General features: G+C 42.2%; 14 protein-coding genes and 1 pseudogene. 6 read left to right on the top strand and 9 right to left on the bottom strand.

From position 1 onward, the window contains the following. Positions 1-240 precede the first annotated feature (240 nt). Together ACI4L0_RS05080 and ACI4L0_RS05075 are read right to left on the bottom strand one after the other, a co-directional pair. Complete coding sequence (locus ACI4L0_RS05080; protein ID WP_439799083.1) at positions 241-1431, bottom strand: restriction endonuclease subunit S; 1191 nt, start codon at positions 1429-1431, stop codon at positions 241-243. Between the two features lie 20 nt (positions 1432-1451). Further along, a complete protein-coding gene (locus ACI4L0_RS05075; protein WP_439799082.1) occupies positions 1452-3545 on the bottom strand; it encodes an HsdM family class I SAM-dependent methyltransferase in 2094 nt (697 codons plus the stop codon). Between the two features lie 581 nt (positions 3546-4126). On the opposite strand from ACI4L0_RS05075, the pseudogene ACI4L0_RS05070 reads away from it, so the two are divergent. Together ACI4L0_RS05070 and ACI4L0_RS05065 are read left to right on the top strand one after the other, a co-directional pair. After that, positions 4127-4528, top strand: a pseudogene (locus ACI4L0_RS05070) (helix-turn-helix transcriptional regulator); the annotation flags it as partial. Between the two features lie 403 nt (positions 4529-4931). Continuing rightward, positions 4932-5228: an HU family DNA-binding protein gene (locus ACI4L0_RS05065; protein ID WP_439799081.1), complete on the top strand. Its 297-nt coding sequence runs from the start codon at positions 4932-4934 to the stop codon at positions 5226-5228. A gap of 706 nt (positions 5229-5934) precedes the next feature. Here ACI4L0_RS05065 and ACI4L0_RS05060 read toward each other — a convergent pair. The 6 genes from ACI4L0_RS05060 to ACI4L0_RS05035 all read right to left on the bottom strand — a co-directional run bounded on the left by ACI4L0_RS05060 (position 5935) and on the right by ACI4L0_RS05035 (position 14131). Continuing rightward, positions 5935-6939, bottom strand: a complete 1005-nt coding sequence (locus ACI4L0_RS05060; protein ID WP_439799080.1) for a virulence RhuM family protein — start codon at positions 6937-6939, stop codon at positions 5935-5937. 310 nt (positions 6940-7249) lie between these two features. Continuing rightward, complete coding sequence (trpA, locus tag ACI4L0_RS05055; protein ID WP_439799079.1) at positions 7250-8008, bottom strand: tryptophan synthase subunit alpha; 759 nt, start codon at positions 8006-8008, stop codon at positions 7250-7252. Positions 8009-8197: 189 nt separating this feature from the next. Continuing rightward, on the bottom strand, positions 8198-9466 hold the full coding sequence (trpB, locus tag ACI4L0_RS05050) for a tryptophan synthase subunit beta (RefSeq protein ID WP_439799078.1): 1269 nt from the start codon (positions 9464-9466) through the stop codon (positions 8198-8200). A gap of 45 nt (positions 9467-9511) precedes the next feature. Next, positions 9512-11062: a bifunctional indole-3-glycerol phosphate synthase/phosphoribosylanthranilate isomerase gene (locus ACI4L0_RS05045; protein ID WP_439799077.1), complete on the bottom strand. Its 1551-nt coding sequence runs from the start codon at positions 11060-11062 to the stop codon at positions 9512-9514. 5 nt (positions 11063-11067) lie between these two features. After that, complete coding sequence (locus tag ACI4L0_RS05040; protein WP_439799076.1) at positions 11068-12666, bottom strand: bifunctional anthranilate synthase component II/anthranilate phosphoribosyltransferase; 1599 nt, start codon at positions 12664-12666, stop codon at positions 11068-11070. A 19-nt stretch (positions 12667-12685) separates the two neighbouring features. After that, entirely contained in the window at positions 12686-14131 is a 1446-nt protein-coding gene (locus ACI4L0_RS05035) for a chorismate-binding protein (RefSeq protein ID WP_439799075.1), read from the bottom strand. Positions 14132-14371: 240 nt separating this feature from the next. On the opposite strand from ACI4L0_RS05035, the gene ACI4L0_RS05030 reads away from it, so the two are divergent. Both ACI4L0_RS05030 and ACI4L0_RS05025 read left to right on the top strand, forming a co-directional pair. Further along, positions 14372-14734, top strand: a complete 363-nt coding sequence (locus ACI4L0_RS05030; RefSeq protein WP_439799074.1) for a RidA family protein — start codon at positions 14372-14374, stop codon at positions 14732-14734. Between the two features lie 40 nt (positions 14735-14774). After that, positions 14775-16130 carry a DUF2130 domain-containing protein gene (locus tag ACI4L0_RS05025; RefSeq protein WP_439799073.1) on the top strand — a complete coding sequence of 452 codons (1356 nt, stop codon included), beginning with the start codon at positions 14775-14777 and terminating at the stop codon, positions 16128-16130. A gap of 25 nt (positions 16131-16155) precedes the next feature. On the opposite strand, the gene ACI4L0_RS05020 is transcribed toward ACI4L0_RS05025, so the two are convergent. Then, positions 16156-16887: a metalloregulator ArsR/SmtB family transcription factor gene (locus ACI4L0_RS05020; protein WP_439799072.1), complete on the bottom strand. Its 732-nt coding sequence runs from the start codon at positions 16885-16887 to the stop codon at positions 16156-16158. Between the two features lie 178 nt (positions 16888-17065). On the opposite strand from ACI4L0_RS05020, the gene ACI4L0_RS05015 reads away from it, so the two are divergent. Both ACI4L0_RS05015 and ACI4L0_RS05010 read left to right on the top strand, forming a co-directional pair. Then, positions 17066-17284: a cation transporter gene (locus ACI4L0_RS05015; RefSeq protein WP_439799071.1), complete on the top strand. Its 219-nt coding sequence runs from the start codon at positions 17066-17068 to the stop codon at positions 17282-17284. 29 nt (positions 17285-17313) lie between these two features. Further along, positions 17314-19239: a heavy metal translocating P-type ATPase gene (locus ACI4L0_RS05010; RefSeq protein WP_439799070.1), complete on the top strand. Its 1926-nt coding sequence runs from the start codon at positions 17314-17316 to the stop codon at positions 19237-19239. Positions 19240-19360: the final 121 nt, after the last annotated feature.

The raw sequence follows: 19360 nt of genomic DNA, 5'->3' as shown, positions 1-19360 counted from the left end.
GCTCAACTAAATCAACATCCTTGAAAATTCGCATAATCTCACGATTTCTTGGGCGCATCCCTACGCTCACGCAGTTTGCTTTGCAAACAGGCTCGCTTCGGGTCGGGTGTTCCGCACTTCGCTAACGCTCATTCCTGCACTTCGTTTCGGAACGCCTGCGGCGGTGCTCCATACCCTTGCGCAATAAATATCAGTTTGAACTTGTAAATAATTCTTACAAGTTCAAATATTGCTTCAAATTCATTTTCCGCACGATGGTTCTGATTCTGCAACTTTCATTTTACCATAAGCCTCTGGAATTTTATATACCGTGTCCTTTGTTGCTGCAATTCTTTCATCTGCATATTTTACGACATCTTTTATTACAAGTTTCTGTACGGCGGAGATGAAAGTTTCCATTGCTTCGTAATCGGGTTTGCCGTCTTTTACAGGAAGATAAATATACAGTTCATCAGCATCTTTTGCATAAAAATTATGTCCATAATTGAATTGACCATTATGTGCTGATTTGTGACATGCCGTCGTAACGAAAACAGCGGCATATTTCGGGAGATTTTCAGTATGAACTACAGCAACATGGTCATCTGCTCCATAATTATAATTGCGGTACTTCGCAGAACCAAACATATCTATTGTTGTCGTATTTTTTGAAAACACTTCAACTTTATTACTGATAAATGCAGAGATTCCCTCATCCGCTTCACCTGCCGTTACAAATGGTAAGTAGCCTTCTATTCGGTCATCACTTTTAAGTCGCTTTCCTCGAGTAGATTTTCCGAACAATGATTCAACATTAAATTCCTGCCATTCTAAATCCTTAAATTGAAGAAGCGAAGCTTCTTCGTTTGCCGTAAGCGTAGCGTCGGCAAGGCCGCTTACCGTAAGGTAAGCGGCTAGTTCGCGTATACGCTCCTCTTCGAGTTCGCGTATACGCTCCTCTTCGAGTTCGCGTATAAACGACTCCATAAAATCAAAGTCTATTTCACCTGTTGATGTGACAGGAAGAGTAATATAATCGTTTTTAATTCGTTCCCAGCCAGCCTTATTTGTCCATTCATAATTTCCATAGATTGTTTTTGTAATAGCACCAACAAGAAACAAATATTGATTTTCAGTTAAACTATCTGAAGAATAAATCCAATCAATAGCATAAGCATCTTGTAATACAGTAAACTCTTTGCTTTGAAAAAATGTTGCACCTGTGTTAGCTCCATTTGCAGAAATAGAAATTACATTCTTAAGAATGGTTGCATTTTCTCTCGGAACATAATTATTCAAGCCTTGATTTTGAATTCCTGCCGTCAAGGCAGGTAAATCACACTCTTTATTTGCAATACTTGGCAAATCATTAGTCTTATACTTAAGAGAGTTTACTTTTATTTTCTCAAACAAATCACCAAGCCTGAATTCACCCCACTTGACCGCCTGCAACTTTTCGCCAAGCGGGGCATCTATTTTCCCAGGCGAGTTGCCTCCGGCATACTTTCTCCGTCGCTTCGATCTTGGTCAACAACCACCTGATTTTTTAAAAGGTTGGAAACTTCCCACGCAAGATAATCTGCAACGGTCTTCTTAAAATCCTGCAAAGTCGGTTTTGTGTCTACCGGTGCGCTCTGGTTCCAGTCTGCTCCGTTTTCCGGGTCAATCGTACTTTCATAATACTCTTTCTCTGTAAAAATCTTAAGTTTGCTTTTACCGAATCGCACCAGGTTTACAACTTCTTCGTATCGTCCTTTTGCGTTGTCTGTGTCGCGGAGGTTAATGCTCGCTTTTTTGCGGTTAGTTCTTGTGTAACCGTCATTAGAAAAATCAATGAACCTTACGATTTCATCTTTCTGGTGTGCTTCACCAACGCGGAAAACATAAACATTCGTCTGAACGCTTGATTTTCCGACAAAAAGGTCTATCGGCATTTTTATGCTTGCAAGAAGCGTAGAATGTTTCAGAATTTTTTTGTTGTATTCAACAGCTTTTCCACTTCCTGCACTGTTTTGAATAATGATTGCCGCATAACCTTTTTCCATCATCGAAAGAGCCTTTTCAACAAAGACCATACCGTTACCGCTTGCAGAATACGGCGGATTCAGTACGAATGCAGTTGCCGGAAATTTTTCTGTTGTCCGCACAAAACCGTAATTTCCGTTAAAATCGGTTAGGGAGTTTTTATTTAAAATGTTGCTGCTTCCGTCGCCCATCAAAATCATATTGAGGATTGCAAGCATATAAACTTGCGGCAAGATTTCCAAACCCAAAAGCTGATTTGCCTTTATGAACGCTTCTTTTTTCTTGAATTCATCAGGACTTTTTATATTCGCTTTTGCATCGTCAATCATAATATTCATTGCTGCAACCAAAAGACCTGCTGAACCTGTAGCAAAATCCCAGACATAGCTGTCTTTGTTTACTCTGGCAAGCCGAGCCAAAAAAGTTGCCACATAACTTGGAGTCAAAACAACATCGTTAAGTTTATCCTGCGTAAAGCCCAACCAGTTGTACATTTCATTGAAGAGCCGGCCTGTAAAATCTGTGGTCAAACCGATTTTGTAATATAATCCCAAATCATCTATAACCTTTGAAAAAACTCTTTTTAACTGGCTCTCGCCGTTTATTGGTTTGTTGATGTTTTCGTTTGTCAAAAGCCCTTCTGAAAAAGTCTGAATGATAAGATTCTTTTTGTCTTCCGGAACATTTTTTGCAGTCAAGAAAGTGTTGATTTTGCGGAGCATTATGTCACCGTCACGCTCGCCTTTTTCTGCAGAAGACTTCAAGTCAGACTTTTCAAGCGGTTTTACAGGATTTTCGCCTTTTATACCGAGGTTTGCGATAATTGAAGCGGCAACAAGATATATGCGGGCAGATTCCCCAAGTCCGCTTTCGTTCTTGTAAATGTCGTTATTGAGCTTCACAAGGCTTGAAGAAATTTCCTGTTCACGCTTTTCGATACTCTTATTTTTTTCTTCTTCGGTTAAATTAAGAGATTTTACTTTTTCAACAAATGAATCGAAGTTTTCTTTTTTTAAAAAAGATAAATCTGTGTATTTTGCAACTTCCTGACCATAACCATAGTTTTTGCCGGAAACATAATAAACACCGATTTCGTGCTGTAATTTTCCGCTTTCGTCTTTCCAGCCTGTAACGCCGATAGAAATGATGTCTTCATAATCCGTATAATGCAAAAGTGCGTTTGCATAATGAACGGCACCATTGACGGCATAAGAATTTATGTTCTTGTAATCATTTTTGTTGTCAGATGTTTTGATTGCTACATTGCCGTTTTCATCGAGTTTTACAAGCCTATCTTTGTAACCTTTGTATTCAATAAGTACAGGGTAAGCCGTACCATAAGAGTCATAAGCAAGCAATTTGCAGTCTGGCCGATTTCCGCCTGTTCCGCCCTGCTTTGATTTGTATTCGTCCAAAGCCTTGTCAATAGAAGCGTTAAGATTTTCCTGTTCCAGTTTATAGTCAATTTTATATGATTTAAGCCAGCCGTTCACAAGGTCAGCGATGTTTGGTTCTACAGATTGTACGGTATTTTTTGTCATTTTTTTTCTCCTGAGTAATAATCAATATACCTTTTTTTTGCAAAAAAATTAAGGGGAGCGTTCAATCTGTCATGACCACACGTACTTGCTATAGTCGTGATTATAAAAAATTACCGAGCAAAAAAGCAATTTATTTCTTCTTCCGCCGCTTTTAAAAGAGAGTCCGTATCTGCGCCGTCAACATCAAGGTTTTCCGCCTTAAAGCAGAAATTCTTTTTTATGCAAGGTTTATCGTTTCTACATCACTGGAAATATGCTCTAGAAAATGGCGCGCAAGTCTAAGCGTTCTTGAGCTGGAGCGGACACCATACTTTTCAAAAAACACGCCGAGTTTTCACCAAAAACACGGCGTACTTTTTTAAATTCTCTGCGTGAATTTTTTAAAACACGGCGTGTTTTTTGCCAAAACATCGTATGTTTTTGGAACATCCGCCGGACTTTACCGTTTAACCAATATTTTAACCATTTTTAAAGGTTTTTGTTAAAATTTACTGTAAAAATAAACATTTTACTTGACAATTCGGTTAATAATATGTAAAGTATAAACATACAGAGAGAACAAAAGGTTAAGACGGAGGCAGAGAATGGATGCAAATTTCAAAAACAGGGTGGAAGCACTCCTGAAAGCAAAGGGAATGACACAGCGTAAGCTTGCCGAAAAACTCGATGTAAGCGAGGTAACGGTAAGCCGGTGGATGTCTGACGGCGCAAACGGACGGACTCCAAGTGATCAGACATTGCAGAAAATAGCGGAAACTCTGGAAACAACTCCGGACTATCTTTTGGGAAAAGAAGGTTCTGATGGCAAGACCGCACAGAGCAAAAACAGCGACGGCATAAACTGGGGCGCAATCCTGGCAGGAACAGCCCTCACCGCAACCGCGGTAATCGGAATAGTCGCACTTGCCAAAGCGATGGGAAAAATCAGCGACAAGGACAAAGAGCAGATTGAAGCCATCTTGAATCGGGAATCAGATGCATAAAACGCAGGGAGGCAAAAAAATGAAATGACTGAAAAAAAAAGCTTTCTAATCAGTACCAGTGATTAAAAAGCCCGTCAAGACAAACGGAAATCCGCTGCCCTAATACTTATAAAAGAGTAACAGTTTTTCCGTTTCTTTTCAAGTTATCAAAAGAAGCTTTGCGCTGGCCGTTGGCCGGTGCCTGCTGACGAGTTTCTTTTAGAAACCCGCAAGACTTTTGAAAATCCGTTCCCTATGGAACAAAAAAAACAAATGCAAGGAACTGCAAATAAAAGCAAAACACCTTGAGCAGGCTGCAATCGCCTTAAAGAATTGCAAGGAAAAACTCAATGAAATACAGAATTATAAAACGGATGAATCCTCTTAACAATGATGAATCAAAATTTTACGCTGCCCACAGTATATGGAAGAACTGACAATAATGGATCTGGCAAAGGACATTTCAGATGCCTGTACATTGAACGTAACCGATGTTGAGGCTGTTCTGACATCACTTGTGCGGAAGCTTCCGATGTACCTTAAAAACGGATTCAAAATCCAGCTGGGAAACTTCGGACGTGTAAAACTTTCCTTTTCGTCAAAGGGATTTGAAAATGCTGACAGCGTTGATTCGTCAGGCATTACAACAAAGAGAATTCTGTTCACGCCAAGCACAGAACTAAAAAAAGAAATTGAATCAGTTTCCTTTTCAAAAATGTAACTGATGTGATGTAAAAAATCCGGCTGTCTAAAAACCTGTCATGGGCTTTCCAAAAAACATTGCCATGCAACAAAAAACTTGTTATGCGGTTGTATAAAAAGCATCGTCATGCAACTAAAAAACTGTCATGCTGAACTCGTTTCAGCATCTATGCTGTATCCGCTGCAAAGATTCCGAAATAAATTCGGAATGACAGTGGAATGACACTATGGCTTTTTAGACAGCCCCTAAAAAAATCTGTCACGGACTTTCCAAAAAACATTGCTATGCAACTAAAAACTTGTTATGCGGTTCTCTAAAAACCATCGTCATGCAACTAAAACCTGTCATGCTGAACTCGTTTCAGCATCTGTGCTGTATCCGCACAAAGATTCCGAAATAAATTCGGAATGACAGTATAATGACACTATGGGTTTTTAGACAGCCCCTAAAAACTGCTATGCGACTTTCCAAAAAGCATTGCTATGCAACTGAAACCTGTCATGCTGAACTCGTTTCAGCATCTGTGCTGTATCCACTGCATAGATTCCGAAATAAATTCGGAATGACAGTATAATGACACTATGGCTTTTTAGACAGCCTTTTTTTATTGGCTATGTCCGTAAACAGTGTTGCTAATCACATACATATCTCAGTTTAATTATTAGCTAACTATGTATGATAGTATCCGTCAAATAAACCCTCGTAACAAAAAAAAATCCACCCATTATTTTTCTGCAATTTTATTAAGTTCGCCGATGCTTTCCAAAAAGTGCTTTTCCACAAGTGAAAGCGTATCTTTTTCTTTGGCTTTGAATTTTTTGTATTCCTCGTGAGCCTTGTCCAGAGCGTCTTGATGTGATACGCGCCCGGCTGTAGAAAGTATTTCCCGGCGGGTCATCTTTAAATAGTCGTCTATTGTTTCAAGCCAGTCTTTCATATACATCGGCTCGTGATTTAATGCGCGGACTTCGGCAACGTCCAGATATGCGGTAACGATTTTGTTCAGGGCATCCAGTTCCGAGTCGGTAAGATAGTTTTTTGCAACTTCAACGTCAGTTTTCTTTATTTCTTTTCCAGACCAGGAAGTAAGCCCCATATTCTGTTTTTCACTGTCCGCACGCTGAAAAATTATTTCCGCCGCCGTATGCTTGTGAGCCGCCCAGTGCATTTTATTCTGCACCTGCTTAAAAAATGCAATCGAACTTTCCGCACTAGGATTATAGTCAATGCTTGTTGCATAAATATCAAGGACTTTCCGCCAGAAAACTTTTTCACTTGAGCGAATATCCCGAATCCGCGCCAAAAGTTCGTCAAAGTAGTTTCCGCCGCCAAGTTCCTTTAAGCGGTTGTCGTCAAGGGCAAAACCTTTCTGCATATATTCTTTTAGAACCTGCATTGCCCAAATTCTGAATTGAGTTCCGCGCAGGGATTTTACGCGGTAGCCGACAGAGATTATTACATCGAGGTTGTAATATTCGATATTGCGTTCAACCTGCCGTCCGCCTTCATTTTGAACTGTTGCAAAATTTGCAACAGTTCGATTTGAGTCCAGTTCCCCTTCTTCAAACACATTCTTTATATGGCGTGAAATTGTAGACTTATCCCTCTGGAAAAGTTCCGCCATCTGGTCTATTGAAAGCCAGACGGTGTCATTGTTAAATGTCGCCTGAATTTTTGTAACGCCGTCTTCCGTGGTGTACATTATAAGGCTTGTATTATTTTCCTGCATTGGCAGTTCTCCAAGTTTTTAATTTACTATCTGAGCCACTTGTTCAGGGCGATTTGTTTTTTTGTGCGGACAGTCTGACATAATGCGTTTTGACTGTGTGATTTTTTCTTCAAGTGCAGTGATTTGAGTAACAATGCCACAACGCTACATACCTGCTTGCGTTGTGAGTTCGGGTAGAGAAAAAACAAAAACAGTTAATTCTTTTGTTTCTTCATCTGCCTTTTATAAATATACCACTTTTTTACAGAAATTTTAAGAACCAAATGAAATAAAAAAATTGCCGGTCTGATTTGTAAGACCGGCGGTGGGGTTATTTTTGACCTGTAAGTTCCTGCGCTTTTGATTTTACTGCTTCGTAGAGTTTTTCGCGGTCGGTCTGGTTTTCTGTGATGAGGCGGACGAATACGCTGCCGGCAACGACGCCTTCAACGTAATCGCAAAGGGCTTTTGACTGTTCGCCTGTGGAGATGCCAAAACCGCCGTAGATTTTGCTTCCGCCGCTTGAAACTGATTTTAAGAATTCCAGCGTGCCGGTGTCAATTTTTGTATCTGTGCCTGTGATGCCTGTTCTGAGGGCTGCGTAAATGTACGGAAATCCTGCATTTGCCATTTTTAGAAGGCGCTCGCGGCTCATACTCGGTGCGGCAACCGGGATATTTATCATGCCGTTTTCGTTGCAGGCTTTTGTAAGTCCTTCGTCAAAGTCAAACGGAAGGTCTGGGATAATCATTCCTGTTACACCGGCACTCGCTGCCTTTTTGCAGAATTCACTTATGCCCGGTGTGTAAATGAGGGAGCCGTAACTCATTATGTAGATTTTTACGTCCGGGAAATTTTTGTGCAGTTTTTCTATGAACGCAAGTCCGTCTTTTGTTTTGTAGCCGCGGCTTAAAACTTTTGTGCAGGCACTTTGAATTACAGGGCCGTCTGCGCTCGGGTCGCTGAACGGAAGCTGAACTTCAAGAATGTCCGCTCCTCCGTCAACAAGTGCCTTTGCGGCTGTAAATGCAAGTTCGTCTGTCGGGTAGCCTGCTACAAGGTGGCTCATCAATTTTATTTTTTTGTCCATTATTCTACTCCCATAAAAAGTCAATGAGGAAATATCAATTTCCGATTTGACTTTTTATGCTGTTCCGTAATGCAATGAGGAACAGCAATTTATAAGAAAGTTTGCAACGCAAACTTTAGGTAAGATAAAAGCCGCGCAATTTCAGTGGTTTTTATCTTACACTCCATTAAATTTCATTCAAAAAAATTTTTACTTTCGCATAAGTTCTGCTTCGTGAATGTCTTTTGAATCGTTCAGGCGTTCAAGTTCTGAAATTAAAAATTCTTTCCATTCGGCAGGGCGGAAAACCGGGCACGTGATGAAAATGTCTTTGTCACCGCGTCCGCTCATATTTACGATGATTGCCTTGTCTTTTGGAAGTGTCGGCGCGAGTTTGATTGCTTCTGCTCCGGCATGCGCGCTTTCCATTGCAAACAGGACGCCTTCGTTTTTTGCGAAAAATTTTACGGCGTTCAATGCTTCGTCATCGAGTGCTGATGTAAATTCGATTCTGCCTGATTTTCCGAGTGAAGCAAGCTGAGGCCCGATTCCGCAGTAGTCAAGTCCTGCAGAAATTGAACGTGTCGGAAGCGCCTGTCCGTCCTCGTCAAGCAGAAAGCGCGATTTATATCCCTGCAAGATTCCGTCGCGGCTTGCGTTTCCTGTCATTCGGCTTGCATTCTCACCTACGCCCGGCCCGATTCCGCCGGCTTCTACTCCGATGAGGCGCGGTTTCTGTTCGTCAATGAACGGCGCAAAAAATCCGATTGAATTTGAACCGCCGCCAACGCACGCAATCAGCGCTTCGACATCAAGGTTTCGCTCCTGTGCCTGCCGTTTTACTTCTTTTCCGATTACGCTCTGGAATTCACGCACGATGTCAGGGAAAGGGGCTGGGCCTAACGCGCTTCCCAAAACATAATGCGTAGTGTCGGGATTTGCCGCCCAGTCGCGCATTGCTTCGTTTACGGCATCTTTTAAAGTCCGGCTTCCGCTTGTTACAGGGTGAACTTTTGCACCGTACATTTCCATTGCGGCAACGTTCGGCTGCTGACGGCGCACGTCGACTTCGCCCATATAAACCGTGCAGTCAAGTCCGAGTTTTGCACATGCCGCCGCCGTTGCAACTCCATGCTGTCCTGCGCCTGTTTCTGCGATTATGCGTTTTTTTCCCATTCGCTTTGCAAGTAGGCACTGCCCTATCGCATTGTTTATTTTGTGCGCGCCTGTATTTGCAAGTCCTTCAAGTTTTATGTAAATCTGTGCACCGCCAAGAATTTCTGTTGCCGTCTTTGCATACAAAAGCGGAGTTTCACGGCCTATATAATCACGCTGAATTGTTTCAAGTTCGCTGACAAAACTGCTGTCTGCCATCGCTTCTTTAAACGCAACTTCAAGTTCGTCAAGCGGACGGCGCAAAACTTCTGCGACATACTTTCCGCCGAATTCATTAAAAAATCCATTTTCTGAATGTGTCATAGTTCCTCGATTTTATAAAAGTTTTATAAAAAATTAATTTGCATTTTATTTTATAACTGCAAAAAGTTCTCCGATTTTTTTATGGCTCTTTATGCCCGGCTGTTCTTCAAGGCTCGAACTTATGTCGATTAATTCAGGATTAAAAGTTTTTATAAGTTCGCCCACATTCTGACTGCTTATTCCGCCTGCAATCCAGAGCTTATATTTTTTTGCAATCTGCAAAAGAATTTCCGTGTCAATCTGTTTTCCTGTTCCGCCAATCTGATTTTGCGATTGTGCGTCAACAAGAATTCGCGGCTCGCCAAGCCTGTTGAGTTCGTCAAGTTTTTGAATGTCGTCCTGACAAGAAATATTTACGGCGCAATAATGCGGAATGTTTTTAAACCGCTCGTCCGCACAGAATTTTACCGCCGTTTCAAAAGTATGAACTTGAATAATATCAAGGACATTTTCGTTTACAAGCGAAAGTGCTTCCTCTGTTTCTTCACTGTCAAGGCCGACAATCACACCGACAAGTTTCGGCATTTTTTCTATTCTGCCATTTTTGAAATTTTCTTCAAGCGACTGACGGATTTTTAAAACATTTTCTTTTCCGACATTCCGCTTTGATTTATTCCAGAAAATAAAACCCAGAAAATCAGCGCCGTTTTTTACCGCACAGAGTGCATCGTCGATATTTGTAATTCCGCAGATTTTTACAAAAGGCTTTTTTTCGCACACATCGCGGCCGGCATATTCAATCCACATCGCGCCGTTTTTGTTCGTTTCAGAATTTTGAGCAGACTTTTCAAACGCCGCCGTAAACTCTTTTGCTTTGTCGGGATTTCGTGCGGCGGCTTCTCCAAGAAGAATTGCGTTAAAGCCCATATCTGCCGCAAATGCCGCGCTCCTTGCAGAGAGGATTCCGCTTTCAAAAGTGATTCTCGCATCAGGTGAAATCTTTTTGATTTTTGAAAACATTTTTGCAGGAATGAGCATATCGATTGTAAAATCTTTTAAATCGCGGCTGTTCACTCCGCACAAAATATTTTTGTAGCTGACATTCTGCATTACGACAGAAAGTTTTTCCAGATCTTCATTCTGGCGGACTTCGATTAAAACAGAAAGTCCGAGTTCTTCTGCCTTTTTCGCCATCTGCAAAATCTGATCTGAACTCAAAATTCTTGCAATCAGCAAAACGGCATCTGCGCCTGCCCTGTAAGAAACTTCGACATCTTCAACGCAAGTCAAAAAATCTTTGCGCAAAACCGCAGGCGGATTTTTTCCCGTTTCCTTTTCAAAATCATCAGCGGCACGGCAGACATTCATCAAATCCTGAAGCGTTCCCTTGAAATAATTTTTTTCAGTCAGACAGCTGATTGCCCTCGCCCCTGCCTGTGCATAAGTCATCGCCGTTTTATATGAATCAAGTTCAGGCGAAATGTCACCCTTGCTCGGAGAGGCACGCTTCACTTCAAGAATTACGCCTTTTTCCTGTATAAAAGGATGAACTTTACGCAGACGTTTTTCAGGAATGTCAAAACCGAAATTTATTCCGAGATTTTTTATGTCCTCTGTGCGCCGTTCTACAATTTCTTTTAAAATATCTTTTGCCATAAAAATTACAACTCGCCTGATACTTTTTGAATTTCTCGAAGTTTTTCAAGTGCCTTGCCTGAGTCGATTGCAGAAATTGCCATGTCGTAGCCGTCTTTTAACGTACGTGCTTTTCCGCTCAAATACAAAACTGCGGCGGTGTTCAATCCGACAGCGGCTTTGATTGTTTTTCTTCCGCCGCCATTTAAAACTTCGAGTGCGAGTTCTGCGTTTTCTTTTCCGCTTCCGCCCATAAGCTCGTCTTCGTTGCAGCCTGTGATTCCGAAGTTTTCAGGCTTTATGACATACTGATTTTCATTTCCGTTTTCGTCAATCTGATAAACGTCAGTTGGAACAAGCGGACTTATTTCATCGTAGCCGTCGCGCGAGCAGACAACCATTACACGTTTTGCACCGAGCGCTTTCGCCGCCTTTGCATAATCCTTGAGCAGAGCCGGACTGTAAACGCCGAGAACTTCGTATTCAGCATTTGCAGGATTTAAAAGCGGGCCTAAAATATTCATAATCGTTTTTACGCCGAGAACTTTTCTTACGGGAGCGGCAAAGCGCATTGCCGAGTGATAGACCTGCGCCATCAAAAAACCAAAATTTGTTTTTTTAATCAGTTCAGCAGTCTGCTCCGGTTTTGCCATAATGTTTATTCCGAGATTTTCAAAGAAATCTGCCGCGCCCGATTTTGACGACACTGCCCTGTTCCCGTGCTTTGCAATTTTCTGACCGCAGCTTGCCGCAACAAGAGCCGACATCGAAGAAATGTTAAAGCTTCCTTTTCCGTCACCGCCAGTTCCGACGATTTCTGCAATTCCGTTTTTTTCAAGCGGAAGGTCTTTTTTCTTTTTAAGAAGCGCTTTTGCACAGCCAATCATTTCGCTCACGCTCGGGCCTTTTGCCGCCATTGCAACAAGGATGCCGGACATTGCGCGTTCGTCCATTGAGCCGTCTGTTACGTTTTCCATAAAGAAAGCGGCCTGTTCTTCCGTCAAATCTTTTTTTGCAATGAGCTGATTTAAATATTCTGCAACGTTCAGATTTTCGCGGCGGTAATTTATGAACGAAGAAAGAAGTTCTTTTCCTGCTTCACTTGCGATGCTTTCAGGGTGAAACTGAATTCCCTCGATTGCAAGAGTTTTGTGGCGCACTCCCATTATATCTCCGTCAGCGGCGCGCGCGGTAACTTCAAAGTCAGGGCTCAAAGTCTGCTCGTCTGCAACAAGGCTGTGGTATCTTGTAAACTTTGCAGATTTTCCGATTGAACGGAACAAACCTTTGCCGTCAAGTTTTATTTCTTCAACGATTCCATGCTTGATGAATTTAGCCTGAACGATACGCGCCCCGAACGCCTCGCAGATTGCCTGATGACCAAGACAGATTCCAAGAATCGGAATTTTTCCTGCAAAATATTTTATCGCCTCTTCGCAGATTCCAGCCTGATACGGAGAACCCGGCCCCGGCGAAACAATCAGATATTCAGGATTCATCGAAGCAAGCTGTTCCACAGTGAACTCGTCATTGCGGACAACTTTTATTTCTTTATCAGTCACTGTCTGTAAAATCTGAATTACATTGAACGTAAAAGAATCGTAATTATCTATAACTAAAATCATATTTCCTCCAAATTAAAAACTACTTTGTAAGCGTATCGATTAACGCACCGAGCTTTTCGCATGTTTCAGTAAACTCGCGCTCCGGGTCTGAATCGTAAACAATTCCGCCGCCAGACTGCAAATTCCAGACATTGCCTTTTTTAAGCGTACACCGGATTGCAATGCAAAAATCAAGATCGCCGTTTGTCTGAATGTATCCGACCGCTCCTGCATAAAACCTGCGCTTTGTTTTTTCAAGTCCGCTCAAAATCTGCATTGCACTGATTTTCGGAGCACCGCTTACAGTTCCTGCCGGGAAAGCCGCGCGCAAAACCTGTATAGGCTGAACGTCGTCACGCACATTTCCTTCCGTACTGCTTACAAGATGAATTACATGGCTGAAAAGTTCGCACTCCATATACTGCGGAACTGTAACAGAACCGCTTTTGCAGACACGACCCAAATCGTTTCTTGCAAGGTCAACGAGCATTAAATGTTCAGCCTGCTCTTTAGGATTTGACAGAAGCTGATTTTTTAACATTTCATCTTCCGCATCATTTTTACCGCGGTGAATCGTTCCTGCAATCGGATGAATAGTCGCTTTGCCACGTCGGACACGGACAAGGCTTTCAGGAGATGCGCCTGTAAACTGGAAGTCGCCGAAGTTGATGTAAAAAAGATAAGGCGACGGATTTACTTTTCTGAGTTTTCCGTAAACTGTAAGAGCGTCTGCGTCACATTCAATCTGAACACGGCGCGACGGAACGGCCTGTATAATGTCGCCTGCTACAATATGCCGTTTCAAAACCTTGACTTTTTCGATGTATTCTTCTTTTGATTTTTCAAGGTCGGTAATCATTTTATAATTGAACGTCTGGTTTTCTTCTTCGACATACGAAAAATCCATATCGTTCATTCGCTTTAAAAGCCGTTCCATTGCGGCATTCAAGTCAATCTGGTGCTCGTTGTAATTCAAGCCGAAAATGTGAATTTCCTCAGTGTAGTGGTTAAAAATAATGTAAATGTGTCCTGCAACAAAAAGGCTCTCGGGAATATTAAGTTCGTCCTTCTGCTCAAAAAAACGAATATTGTCGCAGTGCTTTGCAAACTCGTAGCTCAAATATCCAAGTCCCGAAGCAGGCAGCGGAATCTCAGAAAGATTGCCCTCAGGCGTTTTGTTCTGGCTTGCAACATACAAAAGCGCGTCAAGAATATCGCACGGCTTTTTGTGTCCGAGCGCATCGCGGCTTTCGACCCCGTCATCGTCAAACGGAATCGTCTTGCCTTCGACGTCAAAATAAATTTCGTCGCCTTCCTGAACGATTTTAAACGCTTCTTCCGTCATTAAAATTGAATAGCGTTCGCGCCCTTTTTGAAAACTCGCAGATTCAAGAATTCCTTTTGCGCCGATTTTTTTTGCAAGAAGATACGGCGTGTATCTTGAATTTGAAATACATTTATAGATTGAGTCGTTTCGTTTTTCCATAATTACCCTCATGGCCTCATTAATTGATGTTGTTTCTATAAAAAGAAGCGTTTCTATTGATAGTAATATACTTCAGGTTTCTGATTCTGTCAATAGAAACATTGTGAAAACTCCGGAAATTTTCATAACCCGGGGAAATATGACAATGCAGGATTTTTTCAGAAGTTTCTAAAAATCTATGGATAAAATCGCCTGCTATGCAATATAATGGCGGCGACCTGTTCAGGAGAATTGAAATAAATGAAAAATGAAATCAAGAGAATTGAAGTAGATGAGTTTTGGGCGGATTCAACAATCATTGAAGCCGGTGACTATGTTTTTGTTGGATACTGTATGGGCAACGAAGGAAAATCAACTGTGGATCAAATCCATGGCGCCATTGATGTTCTTGAAAAAAGACTTGAGATGGCAGGGCTGGGCTTGGAATCAGTAGTTAAAATGGACTGCCTTTTCAAGGATATACAGGATTTGAATTATCTGTCTGATATAATTAAAAACCGATTTCCAGGCAAATATCCAACAAGAAAAGCTTTTACATCAGATTTTATCCGTGATGGAATTAAATTCCAGATTGATGCAATCGCTTACAAAGGAAAAGAATAATAGAAAAGGCGGCGGATAAAGCCGTCAAAAAGGAGCAAACATGAACATAAAGTGCCCTTCCTGCGGACAGATTATCCAGCTTGAGCAGAACGCCTACGATTCGATTGCAAATGAAGTGCGCAACGAGCAGTTTGAAAAAGAGCTTGAAAAAAGAGCCGCCGCTCTGAACAAGGAAAAAGACTCTGAAATCAAGCTGGCAGTTTCACAGGCGCAAAACGCAAAAGACAGAGAAATCGCCGAGCTTGAATCCAGGCTTTCCAAACTGGCAGCCGAGCTTGAGGGAGCAAAGCAGAAATCAAAATCAGACTTGCAGATAGCAATCGCTTCAAAAGAACAGGAGCTTACAAAAATTTCAGCAGCGCTTTCTTCGGCAAGGGAAAAATCCCAGGCGGAGCTGAAAATCGCGCTCGCAGCAAAAGAGCAGGAAATCGCAGTGCTTAAGGGCAGGCTTGATTCGGATAAAAAGGATTCTGAAATCGCCGTCAAGTCCGCCGTTCAGGACAAGGAAAAAGAAATCATTCAGCTCAAAAGCAGCCTTGAGATTCTTGAAACAAAATCAAAGAATGAAGTCGCTTCAATCAAAGAGCAGTTCATGGCGCAGATAAAGGCAAAGGATGAAGAAATAGCATTCTACAAGGACTTCAAGGCAAAGGAATCAACCAAGCAGATTGGAGAAGACCTGGAGCAGTTCTGCCTTACGGAATTCAACAAGAACAGAGCCCTCGGATTTCAGAACGCATATTTTGAAAAAGACAACAAGGTGTCAAAGGCTTCGGGGAGCAAGGGCGATTTTATTTTCAGAGAATCCAGCGCAGACGGAGTGGAATTTATTTCAATAATGTTTGAAATGAAAAACCAGGCTGACGAAACCGCCACAAAGCACAAGAATGAAGATTTCCTGAAAGAGCTTGACAAAGACCGCACCGAAAAAAACTGCGAGTACGCAGTCCTTGTTTCCATGCTCGAAACAGAAAACGATTATTACAACACCGGCATTGTCGACGTTTCGTACAAGTATCCAAAAATGTATGTCATAAGGCCGCAGTTTTTTATTCCCGTGATAACTTTCCTGCGCAATGCCGCCATGAATACCCTGGAAGCAAAACGTGAGCTGAAGCTGATTCAAAACCAGAACATGGACATCACCCGGTTTGAAGAGGATCTGAATAAATTCAAGGACGGATTCAGCCGCAACTACAGCCTCGCAAGCAAAAAATTCATGAGCGCAATCGAAGACATCGACAAGGCGATTGCAAATCTCCAGAAAATGAAAGAAGACCTGCTCGGCTCGGAAAACAATTACCGCCTTGCAAACAGCAAGCTGGAAGATTTGACTGTAAAAAAGCTTGTAAAAAACAATCCCACAATGCGGCAAAAATTCGAGGAGATAAAATAAATTCCGGTTTTACTAAAAGCCCGCTCTAATGTTTTTGCAGAGGCTCCCTGTATTCAGTCGGAATCATTTTGTAAAACTCCTTGAACGTGGCGCTGAATTTTCCCTGGCTTTCGTACCCCACGGCCGAAGCTATCTCGCTCACAGACAGCTCGGTCTTTGCAAGAAGCTCCGCGGCTTTTTTCATGCGGTGCTCCTTTATATGAAATGCAAGGGAAGTTCCATACACATCCTTAAAAACCGTTTTTAGAGTTGTAGTGTTCATTCCGAATTTTTTTGAAAGGTCTTCAATCGTAAACCGCCTTGAAATATTTTCGCACAGAAAATCATGCACCTGCCTTATGATTTTTATCTGGTCACTGCGGAACTGGGCGGAGGCATTTATTTTTTCGTGCTTGCTTTCAAAATCCGGGCAGTTTATTTTCATAAGTTTTTCAATAATCCCGTGCATTGTCCGGCTAATCTGGGAATGGGAAGCGGCATAAAAAACTTCCTTGCCGTCGCGGTAGCTTTCAATCAGATCTGTTTCCTTTAGAATTTTCAGATGATGGGAAACGCCCGGCGCTGTCATTTCCATAAAATCCGCAATGTCCGCAACGCAAAGTTTTGTGTGGCAGAGCAGCATGAAAATTTTTACGCGCGCGCTGTCAGACAAGGCGGCAAAACATTCAGCCGTAACACTCACCATGTTTTCGTCAGAAAGAATTTCCTTTATTGAATTCAGGTTGAAATATCCGCCGGCGCCATTCGCTTTTTTCATTTTCTATGCTCCAAAAAGAAATTTGTTTTTCCAAAAAAGGAATTGTTTTGCGAAATTTATTGAAAATTCCTGATTCTCACTATATGCTTTTTACAAAGATTAAACAATCGCTTAATTGTTTGGTTAATACAGACTGCACATTCCGCCGGGCTGTGCAAAGTATCTATCAGGAGCTGCTATGAAAAAAATATATGCAATCGAAGTGGACTGTGCAAACTGCGCAAATCTCATGGAAGAAACCGCAAAAAAAATGGAAGGCATAGAAAATGCCTCGGTCAATTTTATGACACAAAAAATGACTGTTGAATTTTCACAGCAGGCGGATGAAAACGCCGTCATGAAAAAACTCATAAAAGCCTGCAAAAAAATAGAGCCGGATTTCAATATTGAATTCTAACATCCTTTTCAGATTTTTTTGGAGGAAAGATGACAAAAAAACAGAAAACTCTTCTTGCCAGAATAATTGCAAGCGCAGGAATTTTTTTTATAATAAATGCCCTGGACTGCATAGACGGATTTTATTCTTCGTTTGGAAAAATCCCCGTAAAATTTATATTGTACACGCTGGACTATCTGATTGCAGGCTATGACATTCTGCGAAAAGCTTGGAAAGGAATTCTGAACCGCAGAATCTTTGACGAAAATTTTCTTATGGCAACCGCAACCATTGGAGCTTTTGCACTGGCGATTTACAAGGCGCACGGAATTTCAGCCATAGACGACTGCAACGAAGCCGTCGCGGTAATGCTCTTCTACCAGATAGGAGAACTGTTCCAGAGCTGCGCTGTAGGAAAAAGCCGCCGGAACATCGCCATGCTGATGGATATCCGCCCGGACTATGCGAACATCGAAGAAAACGGAATTCTAAAGCGTGTATCGCCCGAAACTATAAAAACCGGAAGCATTATTGTTGTCCAGCCGGGAGAAAAAATTCCCATTGACGGAATTGTTGTAAACGGAGCTTCCTGCATAAACACAGTGGCACTTACAGGAGAAAGCCTTCCAAGAAACGTGCGCGAGGGAGAAACTGTGCTGAGCGGAAGCATAAACATGACAAGCGTTATCAAAATAAAAACGCAAAAAGAATTCGGCGAATCCACAGCCGCAAAAATTCTTGAGCTTGTTGAAAACGCCAGCTCAAAAAAATCAAAGTCCGAGGAATTTATTTCAAAGTTCGCAAGAATATACACACCCGCCGTTATTTTCTGCGCAGCGGCATTGGCATTGATTCCTCCTGCCGCCGTCCTTGCCACAGGAAATTCTCCGTGCTGGTCTGAATGGATTTACCGCGCGCTCCTGTTTCTTGTGATAAGCTGTCCGTGCGCCCTGGTGATAAGCATTCCCCTGAGTTTTTTTGCAGGACTAGGTGGAGCCGGCCGCGAAGGAATTCTAATCAAAGGCTCGAATTATCTTGAAACGCTCTCAAAAGTAAAAATCATTGTATTCGACAAGACAGGGACACTCACAAAAGGAATTTTTGAAGTCACCGCAGTTCATCACAACACGCTCCCGGAAGAAAAAATCCTTGAGTACGCCGCGCTCGCAGAATGTGCCTCTTCGCACCCGATAAGCAAAAGCCTTCAGGCCGCATACAAAAATCCCATTGACAGAAACCGTGTAAAAATCATTGAGGAAACAGGCGGCCTCGGTGTTACAGCGCAGGTTGACGAAATTACCGTGGCAGTGGGAAACAGCCGCCTCATGGAAAAGCTTGGAATTGAATATGCCGAATGTCACAAAAGGGGAACGGCAGTCCACATTGCGCTCAACGGAATTTATGCCGGCCACATTATAATTTCCGACAGCGAAAAGGAAACTTCAAAACAGGCAGTCAGAGAATTAAGAAAGTCTGGAATTTCCAGGACAGTAATGCTCACGGGCGACTCAAAAAAAATCGCAGAAGAAACCGCCGCCGCCCTTGGAATTGATGAAGTTTTCAGCGAGCTTTTGCCGGCGGATAAAGTAAATGAAGTTGAAAAAATCATTTCCCGGAAAAGCAAAAAAGAAACGCTTGCATTTGTCGGGGACGGAATCAACGATGCGCCGGTTCTTGCACGGGCAGACATTGGAATTGCCATGGGCGCAATGGGCTCGGATGCGGCGATAGAAGCAGCGGATGTTGTGCTGATGGACGACAATCCGCTCAAAATTGCAAAGGCAGTCAGAATTTCCAGAAAATGCGTCGGGATTGTCTACCAGAATATTTTCTTTGCCCTCGGCATAAAATTCTCATGCCTTGCGCTTGGAGCATTCGGAATCGCCAATATGTGGTTTGCAATATTTGCCGATGTCGGTGTGATGGTTCTTGCGATTTTAAATGCCGTGCGTGCGCTCAGCGTAAAAAAAGTTTAAACTAAAAAATTACGCAGCAAAGAAAGTTTAAAGCTCCAGGCTGCGTAATTTATTCACAAAAAACTTCTACACCTTAAATTCGTCTATGCGGCTTCCGATGTTCTGGATTGAACTGCTCATC

The sequence above is a fragment of the Treponema sp. genome (assembly GCF_051883275.1).
Taxonomy (GTDB): domain Bacteria; phylum Spirochaetota; class Spirochaetia; order Treponematales; family Treponemataceae; genus Treponema_D.
This window is presented reverse-complemented; position numbering and strand designations above follow the sequence as displayed.

Bases quoted from the DNA above. Each gene is read 5' to 3' on its own strand.
- ACI4L0_RS05075 (WP_439799082.1), bottom strand. From the start codon at position 3,545: ATGACAAAAAATACCGTACAATCTGTAGAACCAAACATCGCTGACCTT.
- ACI4L0_RS05065 (WP_439799081.1), top strand. From the start codon at position 4,932: ATGGAAGAACTGACAATAATGGATCTGGCAAAGGACATTTCAGATGCC.
- ACI4L0_RS05060 (WP_439799080.1), bottom strand. From the start codon at position 6,939: ATGCAGGAAAATAATACAAGCCTTATAATGTACACCACGGAAGACGGC.
- trpA (WP_439799079.1), bottom strand. From the start codon at position 8,008: ATGGACAAAAAAATAAAATTGATGAGCCACCTTGTAGCAGGCTACCCG.
- trpB (WP_439799078.1), bottom strand. From the start codon at position 9,466: ATGACACATTCAGAAAATGGATTTTTTAATGAATTCGGCGGAAAGTAT.
- ACI4L0_RS05045 (WP_439799077.1), bottom strand. From the start codon at position 11,062: ATGGCAAAAGATATTTTAAAAGAAATTGTAGAACGGCGCACAGAGGAC.
- ACI4L0_RS05040 (WP_439799076.1), bottom strand. From the start codon at position 12,666: ATGATTTTAGTTATAGATAATTACGATTCTTTTACGTTCAATGTAATT.
- ACI4L0_RS05035 (WP_439799075.1), bottom strand. From the start codon at position 14,131: ATGGAAAAACGAAACGACTCAATCTATAAATGTATTTCAAATTCAAGA.
- ACI4L0_RS05030 (WP_439799074.1), top strand. From the start codon at position 14,372: ATGAAAAATGAAATCAAGAGAATTGAAGTAGATGAGTTTTGGGCGGAT.
- ACI4L0_RS05025 (WP_439799073.1), top strand. From the start codon at position 14,775: ATGAACATAAAGTGCCCTTCCTGCGGACAGATTATCCAGCTTGAGCAG.
- ACI4L0_RS05020 (WP_439799072.1), bottom strand. From the start codon at position 16,887: ATGAAAAAAGCGAATGGCGCCGGCGGATATTTCAACCTGAATTCAATA.
- ACI4L0_RS05015 (WP_439799071.1), top strand. From the start codon at position 17,066: ATGAAAAAAATATATGCAATCGAAGTGGACTGTGCAAACTGCGCAAAT.
- ACI4L0_RS05010 (WP_439799070.1), top strand. From the start codon at position 17,314: ATGACAAAAAAACAGAAAACTCTTCTTGCCAGAATAATTGCAAGCGCA.